Below are 7,248 nucleotides of genomic sequence, written 5' to 3'. Positions count from 1 at the left end.
GCCTCCATGAACTCCTGCCCTGGCACTGGAAAGCCCACCAGCAGGTCCACAATACCATCGCCGCCTGAATACGCCCGCGTCTCTCGCCGGATGATTACCTTGCATCGTCAGGGCCGTCCACACATGGCTCCATGCGTTGCAGACGGTGACGATTTCATCCTCGCACATTTCGTGCGGGGGCCGTCCACAACATCACCTCTGCTTAATGCGTGCCCATACCGGAACCTTCGGCCTTCAGGCCGGTGAGCAGGTCAGGCTCGATCACGGATTGCAGCCGCAGCGCATGCGCTTGCTGTCGCGCTCCAAGGATCGGGGAATGGATATGGGGATCTAAAACAGGAGACGTACAGCAAACTGTACGTTATAGTGGTCATGGAGGACCGATCATGACCTGTGTTTCCTATACCGACCTGCGCCAGAATCTGGCACATTATCTGGACGAAGCCGTGAACAGCCGCGCGCCGATTGTCGTGACCCGCAAGACCGGGAAAGGCAGTGTCGTGCTGATGTCGGAAGAAGAATTCTCTGGCTGGCAGGAAACCGTGCATCTTCTGAGCAGCCCACGCAACGCGGAAAGGCTGTTGCGGAGCATTCGTGACATCGAGCATGGGGCGGGGACCGAGCGTGATCTTCTGGAGCCGCAGGATGAACCGTCGGCGTGAAGGTCATTTTTCATGAAGATGGCTGGGAGGATTATCTTTCCTGGTTCCAGTCAGATCATGCTGTTCTTGGGAAGGTTAATGCCCTGATCGAGGATGTAAGGCGGCATCCGTTTCAGGGGATAGGGAAGCCAGAACCACTGAAGGGGCAGCTTTCCGGGTGGTGGTCCCGACGGATTACGGGGGAACATCGTCTGGTCTACCGGGTTCAGGGCCGCGCGGGAGAGGATCAGCGGATCGAGGTTGCCCAGTGCCGGTTTCATTACTGAAGGAGAGGCGTCATGAGCGAGACGGATCCGGCAGCCCGTGCGTTTGAGGATCTGTGCGCCGAAATGACGATGCGCCGGCGCAGCGTGGAAGCGCTGCCCCAGGCATGGCGGGATAACCGGCCACGTGACTATACGCCGGACCTGGCCAGACTGGTCAAAGCCCTGAACGAAGTGGGCGCGCGCATGAAGGTGATCGAGGCCAGTCCGACGCTGAAGATGACGCCACAGACCTATGGGTAGGGGGTACGCCAGGCAGGGCTTTCTGTCAGTCAGGACATGCAGGCCGCCTTTTATACCGCGATCCGAGCGGTTCAGGTGGAGCGGCAGCAACCGACCGATATTAATGGCACTGGCTCAGATCGGACAGGCACGTACCTAGGACCAGTCAGAACTGGTGGGTGCTGCAGGTCGGGGTGGCCTGTCTGGTTTGTCGGGATCGTGCCCTGACCCATCTCCTGCCATCATCACTGGGGACGCGCGTGGCCTTCTTTATCGTGGGTGGACAGGATCGATGGGAGTCTGGTGCGTTGATGATGGAAGCCGACAATCCCGAAAGCCTGCGGCTAAAAAAGGGGATTCAGGTCGCCTGATCGGCCGCACCAAAGGCGGCATGAACACGAAGCTGCATGCGATCACCGATCGGAGCGGATGACCGCTGAGCTTTTTCATGACTGCGGGACAAATCAGCGATTATACCGGTGCCGCTGCCCTGCTGGACAGTCTTCCTGCAGCACAATGAATGCTGGGAGATCGCGGGTATGACGCCGACGGGTTCAGGGACGCCCTGGAAGCGAAAGGTATAAAGCCCTGCATTCCAGGACGGAAATCTCGCGGCAAACCTGACATTCTCCTTTCAAGGACATTCCGACATTTAGTAGGCATTTTGGAATTTTTCATCCACTTCCGACAAGATAACTTATCGGAAGTAGGAGTTTGATTGGCCGAATTTTGCCCAGCGAGGAAGGGAGGGAGCAGAAAGTCCGGGAAACCGCGCCTTTCGGGATCGATCGGGCGCTTTTCCGTTCTCAAAAACCCGTTAACATGATATGACCTATTATATGACGCGAGAACGCCTTAATATGGTCAGGGTCAGGCGGCGCAGTTGCCTGCTAAGGGTGGGTAGGCTGCCTGCTTCCGCCGTCCGTCCGCCGTCGACCTGCAGGGCGTGCGGGGCGGAAAACCGGGGATCCGATCAGAATGGCTGAGACTGGCCGACCGCTGCAGGCGGCGCGGCCGCCGACCGGCCTGTCGCCGGCCACGGCGCGGGCCTATGCGGCCTCCTGGCGCGCCTTTGTCAGGACCCAGCCAGCCGATAGCGGCTTTCCGGTCGGCCCCGTCGCGGTGGCAGCGTGGCTGGACGCCCGGGCCAAGGCCGGACGGCCGCGGCAGAGCCTGGTGGTGGATCGCGCGGCGCTGACGGCCTGGTGTGCCGCCAATGGCGAGGGGCTTGATGTCGCCCTCCCCGCCACACGGGTGCGCCGGACCGGGGCTGGGGTCGATGCGGCTTCTCTGCTGGCTGCCGCGCGACGCTGCGGGCCCGACCTGCCCGGCCTGCGCGACCGGGCCTTGCTGTTGCTGGCGGCCACGCTGGACATCGGCGCCGAGGCCTTGGCCCGGCTGACGGTAGAAGACATCAGCGACACGACGGACGGGATGACCGTCGCCCTGCTGCGGCCCCGGTCCGGGCGCCACCAGTTGCGCCGGTTGCGGCGGCGCCGGGAGTTGGCCGTCTGTCCGGTGCGATCCTGGGCCGTCTGGCGCGATGCCGCGCAACTGCGCTGGGGGGCAGCGTTCCGGGGGATCGATGCGCCTGGCACGGTCGGGGATCCATTGTCGGTGCCGGGGATCCGGTTCGTGCTGGACCGGGCACTTGGACGTTCCGATCGCCCGGCCCACCGGACACGGCGGACGAAATCCGGCACCCCGCCAGAGTCCTCAGTCCGGACGCCAGCGCGTCAACGTATGCTGAGACCGGCCCCAGACTGGATCCGGACGACGCTCACGGTAAGCGGTCCGGTAGATGCAGTGGCCCGGTTCCGGATGGCGGCCCAGGGGCCGGGGATCATTCCCTGGCAGGTGGATTTTGACTACGAACAGGCCCGCCTGCTGGCGCCGATGGCGGGGAAGGGGGCGCAGGCGGTGACGCTGGCCCGGCTGCTGCGCCAGGCGTCCGAGCGCCTGCATCAAATCGCCCTACAGCATCAGGCGGCAGGCTGCCCTGCTTGTGCCTTTGACCTGCACCGGCTGGTACCGGTTCCCGGTCCCATTCTGGAAGCCGGGGCGGACTCCCGTGCGGCGGCGGCCTGGCTGCAGGCACAGTGGGGCACGCTGCTACCGTTGCGTCGGGTGGAGGTCGAAGCCCCGCGCGACCAGCGCGTCCGCCGCAGTGCCCGGCTGGTCTACCACTTCTGGTCGGCGGAGTGGACGCCGTGGCAGGCGCTGGAGCGGGTGCGGACGGACTGGCCGGAGCTGGTTTTCGACATCCGGCCGCATTACGCACGCGCTGATGACAGGAAGACCGCCGATGCCGCCTGAGGAGGACGAAGACTGGGGCGATCCGCCGCGTCGGTTGCCGCGTCCAGCGGTGCCGGAATTCCATGTCGAGGGGTTTGACGGGCCGCTGGACCTGCTGCTGGACCTGGCGGAACGGCAGCGTCTGGATCTGGGTGTCCTGTCCATCGCGGACCTGGCGGCCCAGTTTGTCGCTGAGGCGGAGCGGTTGGCCTGCACGACGCCGCTCATGCAGCGCGCGGACTGGGTGATCTGGATCGCCCGGCTGGTGTTCCTGCGCTCGCGGCTGCTGTTTGCCTCACAGGCGGAAAAACAGCTTGCCGAAAAAGAGGCGTGCCGGACGGTCGGCCAGATCGAGGGGCTGTTGCAGATGTGTGCGGCGGCTGACTGGCTGGAGGCGCGACCGCAGCTTGGTGTGTCGGTTTTTGCACGAGGCAGGGTAGCCGTGGAGAATGGCGTTTCAGGAAGGCAGGGGACTTATTTCAGTCTGTTGGAAGTTTGTCTCAGTGTGCTGGAACGGGAATTGGTGAGGGTCGAGACATCCGTTCCGATCTATCGGATCAATGTGCCTGCATATTGGCGTGTGACAGATGCGCTGGCCCTTGTCCGCGAAAAAATAGGGAACGGGGCCTATCGCAGCATATGGGAAGAGTGCATACCCTGGTCGGCTTTAAGCGGGCCGGATAGGATCATTGCTTGTCGTGCAGCTGTTGCTGCTACGTTTGTGGCTGGCCTAGAATTGGTGCGGCGGGGAGAGGCATCGATCGATACGGTTATGTTTCCCATAGCATGATGTTCCTTTGTAGCCTGGCAATGGCTTTTGGCTTCTTTAATAATGTACAAAGATATAGGTGAAATGAGCGGACAGAAAACAAAGGTGAGCGCGAAGCAAAATGTGTTTTTTATGTTCACAAATACACGAGTTAATTTATGTAATATTTAAAACTTTATGAATGATCGCAATATAGGAAATGTAGAAACGTACATTATTTTAATATACATATTATATAACTTTAACAATTATGAAGGTTAATAATATTATGGATATCGATAAGCCAGCGATGGTAGATGTTATATTTAACAACCTAAAACAAGACTTGAATAAGATATTGCCTTCTTATCGGAATGATGACCGTATTATATGTTGCATGTGCGGAAGGCTCTTACGTAAGGACCAGTTCTCTCTTGAACATATAATACCCCAGCAGGCGTTGAAAAAAGATATCAGAGACTCAAAATCTATCCCGAAGAATACACGTGCAGGGCTTACATTATTATGTAAGCAACCATTAAAAATACGTGGAAAAAAAGTCTCTGAACTGGGATGCAATGCATGGAAAGGAAAGCATTACGATAAAAAAATTGCTTCTTTTTTGCAAAATCAGAATTTTAATAAAATGGATGTCTCCAATATAATATCTATCTTTTCTACCTGTTTTATAGCCATGTTTTCTGTATTCGGGTATAAAGCGGTGTTCACGCATGATGGTATAATATGTCGCAGACAATTTTTTTCGCCAGATAAATTCCGTCGCGATATTCCAGAATTCTCACAAATTATTTTAGCTGGATCGTCACCGGAAAAACTTACAGTCGACAATCAGAAATACTGGTCATCACCTTTCTATTTTTTCGAAAAGCTATGCGGAAATAAATTATTTTGCAGCGTTAGTATCAGACACGTGGCGATGGTGCTTCCCTTAACGCAATCATTTAGTCTGAACATTCGACCTGTGTTGCCATGGATGCCGTCACATCGAATCATGCGACCTGATTTTACGCCGCTTTTTTCCTAGTTTGCGTCAAAGACGCGGAAAACTCTCGATGCATTTCTTGCTTTTGAGAAGAACCCTTATCGAAAGTAGCCGGGCCTATGCGAGGCCATCCGGCTTATCCAGCACCACGATCCGGGTGCTGATCATGGTGCCCGCCGCCTTGAAGGCCCCCACCGGGACATCCTCGACCAGCGCGGCCCCGCGGATCAGCGTCTCTGCCCGGGCCTTCAGCCCTGCCGGGCCAGCTCCGGGCCCGTTGGGCACCAGCGCCACCAGGCGGCCGCCCGGCGCCAGCCGCTCCCATGCCACCAGCAGGTTGCGGATCCACTGGCCAGAGGAATAGGGTGGGTTCATCACGATCCGGTCGTAGCGGGCCGTGTCCGGATCCAGCCAGTCCCCGCGCCGCGCGCTGACCCGCGGGTTCCCCGCGTAGCGTTCTGCCAGGAGGGCCGCCCGGCCCGCATTCTTCTCCACCGCCATGATTGAAGCTGCCGGCGTCTCCAGCAGGGCATCCACCAGCGCGCCTTCACCCGCGCTTGGCTCGCACAGGGTCATGACTCTTTAATCAGGAGCATATCTGGTTCCGGCTTGCGAAAGGGAATAATCGGGTCCAAGGCGCCTGCCGATATACAAGGTCCGAATTTCTTCTGGAGCCTGCCGTCCGATAAACCCTTTTCTGTCTGGATATTCTTTTTCAAATCCGGAGAAATACGCCTTTGTCGCCGGGAGCCATTTCTCGGCAATGAAAGCGTCTATTACCAAATTGTTTTTGATAGCCAGGATGTATTCGATAGTTTTTAGTCTCTCGGCAGATAACCGCCACGCATACCTGACAGCATCATAATTGCTCATCATCGAAGATGTCTTGTTGACGGCGAGAAGGAGAACCTTGTGCTGAAAATCTATGAGGGGTGCCTGATACCGCAACAAGAGTTCTTGCGATGAGGCTACACCGCAATCATCCGAGTAGTGCCCCCGAACAATGTTGGTCAGGTTAAGGTATGCGTCGATTAAGGCGGCTTCGACATGAAGCGCCGTGGCTTCATCCAGCTTATGCCGATGGATGAAATGGTCTACAGATAAGCCTTCCTTATGAATTTCCCTCCTTTTCAACACGCGCTCCCACTGCATGCTGGAACACACGATTCCCCTTGCCTTTGCCGACATAGAACGTCTCGCCGTTTCGAGGGTCGACAAGCCTGTAAACGTAATAGCCAATTTGTTCACTAACGTCGTCACTAAACATTCTGCGCCCTCGTATTACAGTCAGGTGCAGGATTGCATCTGCTGATACGTTGCTTAAGCCATAGGATGCAGTATGCAAATATTCATTTTTTAATTATATGATTACTCCGTTAATCATGTGGCTTCTCCAAGGCTTCGATAGCCGAAATCACTTCAGATCCAAGCTGGCGGGTATTTCGTTTATTGCCAGTGTTGTTAAGGAGACTGACACCCAACGATGTGGCCAGTTCGCGCAAGGCTGGCTTTGTTATCCTTGCGGGAACGCCTTCCTTTTCCACCTGGATTGTACCGCTTTCATATTCGATGACCCTGTAAGGGCCATAGGAAACCTCTCTGACGGCCTTCTGGTCACCTATGGGAACGACCGCCTTCTGTTGACGTGGCGAGTAGATATAGACCCCTTCTGCTTCACGACACAGGGGCAGGAAATCGGATGCAGACATATCTGCAACTTCTTCGATGGATATGTCGTCATCATCAAAATTCAACCGCAAAACAACGACACGATGAACGACATCGAAAGTGTTTTTGTTAAATCTGATATGTTGTGTAGACGTGACGGTTTTGACGGATATTTGTTCGCCTTCGGCTGAAACGACATCATAGCCCTTTTGGTTAACTTCAGGTGCCATCTGCCCACGAGTTTTCATGGCGACATATAGTTCGCCAATCCGACCAGTTAGGTGGCGTAATTCAGCAGGATTGACTCCCCACTGGATCTCTTTTTCTAGCCAAGTCAAAGCATCTCCAAGTGAGCGAATAATCTGTATCTGTGATAAAGCCATTTTC

The 7,248-nt window shown here is 56.4% G+C and carries 8 protein-coding genes and 2 pseudogenes; 7 read left to right on the top strand and 3 right to left on the bottom strand.

The features are described 5' to 3' along the window. Positions 1 to 386: 386 nt before the first annotated feature. The 7 genes and pseudogenes from CFR76_RS15045 to CFR76_RS17825 all read left to right on the top strand — a co-directional run bounded on the left by CFR76_RS15045 (position 387) and on the right by CFR76_RS17825 (position 5,235). Entirely contained in the window at positions 387 to 662 is a 276-nt protein-coding gene (locus tag CFR76_RS15045) for a type II toxin-antitoxin system Phd/YefM family antitoxin (protein ID WP_025440213.1), read from the top strand. Further along, a complete protein-coding gene (locus CFR76_RS15040) occupies positions 659 to 928 on the top strand; it encodes a Txe/YoeB family addiction module toxin (RefSeq protein WP_081749560.1) in 270 nt (89 codons plus the stop codon). The genes CFR76_RS15045 and CFR76_RS15040 overlap by 4 nt, the downstream gene beginning before the upstream one ends. A gap of 12 nt (positions 929 to 940) precedes the next feature. Next, positions 941 to 1,491, top strand: a pseudogene (locus CFR76_RS18840) (DUF6118 family protein); the annotation flags it as partial. A 2-nt stretch (positions 1,492 to 1,493) separates the two neighbouring features. Then, positions 1,494 to 1,766, top strand: a pseudogene (locus CFR76_RS15030) (transposase); the annotation flags it as partial. A 359-nt stretch (positions 1,767 to 2,125) separates the two neighbouring features. Continuing rightward, a complete protein-coding gene (locus CFR76_RS15025; protein ID WP_025440212.1) occupies positions 2,126 to 3,463 on the top strand; it encodes a hypothetical protein in 1,338 nt (445 codons plus the stop codon). After that, positions 3,453 to 4,232, top strand: a complete 780-nt coding sequence (locus CFR76_RS15020; protein WP_025440211.1) for a segregation and condensation protein A — start codon at positions 3,453 to 3,455, stop codon at positions 4,230 to 4,232. The genes CFR76_RS15025 and CFR76_RS15020 overlap by 11 nt, the downstream gene beginning before the upstream one ends. A gap of 247 nt (positions 4,233 to 4,479) precedes the next feature. Next, positions 4,480 to 5,235 (top strand): hypothetical protein, encoded by a 756-nt coding sequence (locus CFR76_RS17825; RefSeq protein ID WP_133251155.1) that lies wholly within the window; start codon positions 4,480 to 4,482, stop codon positions 5,233 to 5,235. Between the two features lie 75 nt (positions 5,236 to 5,310). On the opposite strand, the gene CFR76_RS15015 is transcribed toward CFR76_RS17825, so the two are convergent. The 3 genes from CFR76_RS15015 to CFR76_RS15005 all read right to left on the bottom strand — a co-directional run bounded on the left by CFR76_RS15015 (position 5,311) and on the right by CFR76_RS15005 (position 7,244). Beyond that, complete coding sequence (locus CFR76_RS15015) at positions 5,311 to 5,769, bottom strand: class I SAM-dependent methyltransferase (protein ID WP_025440210.1); 459 nt, start codon at positions 5,767 to 5,769, stop codon at positions 5,311 to 5,313. A gap of 6 nt (positions 5,770 to 5,775) precedes the next feature. Continuing rightward, positions 5,776 to 6,345 carry a hypothetical protein gene (locus CFR76_RS15010; protein WP_207781388.1) on the bottom strand — a complete coding sequence of 190 codons (570 nt, stop codon included), beginning with the start codon at positions 6,343 to 6,345 and terminating at the stop codon, positions 5,776 to 5,778. 224 nt (positions 6,346 to 6,569) lie between these two features. Beyond that, entirely contained in the window at positions 6,570 to 7,244 is a 675-nt protein-coding gene (locus tag CFR76_RS15005; protein WP_081749559.1) for a DUF6998 domain-containing protein, read from the bottom strand. Between the last annotated feature and the right edge of the window lie 4 nt (positions 7,245 to 7,248).

It is taken from the genome of Komagataeibacter swingsii (assembly GCF_003207895.1).
GTDB lineage: Bacteria > Pseudomonadota > Alphaproteobacteria > Acetobacterales > Acetobacteraceae > Komagataeibacter > Komagataeibacter swingsii.
The sequence above is the reverse complement of the archived record's forward strand: the minus strand, read 5'-3'. Positions and strand labels throughout refer to the sequence as shown.

Excerpts from the sequence above, each read along its gene's own strand:
- CFR76_RS17825 (WP_133251155.1), top strand. The coding sequence starts at position 4,480 with ATGGATATCGATAAGCCAGCGATGGTAGATGTTATATTTAACAACCTA.
- CFR76_RS15045 (WP_025440213.1), top strand. The coding sequence starts at position 387 with ATGACCTGTGTTTCCTATACCGACCTGCGCCAGAATCTGGCACATTAT.
- CFR76_RS15020 (WP_025440211.1), top strand. The coding sequence starts at position 3,453 with ATGCCGCCTGAGGAGGACGAAGACTGGGGCGATCCGCCGCGTCGGTTG.
- CFR76_RS15015 (WP_025440210.1), bottom strand. The coding sequence starts at position 5,769 with ATGACCCTGTGCGAGCCAAGCGCGGGTGAAGGCGCGCTGGTGGATGCC.
- CFR76_RS15010 (WP_207781388.1), bottom strand. The coding sequence starts at position 6,345 with ATGCAGTGGGAGCGCGTGTTGAAAAGGAGGGAAATTCATAAGGAAGGC.
- CFR76_RS15005 (WP_081749559.1), bottom strand. The coding sequence starts at position 7,244 with ATGGCTTTATCACAGATACAGATTATTCGCTCACTTGGAGATGCTTTG.
- CFR76_RS15025 (WP_025440212.1), top strand. The coding sequence starts at position 2,126 with ATGGCTGAGACTGGCCGACCGCTGCAGGCGGCGCGGCCGCCGACCGGC.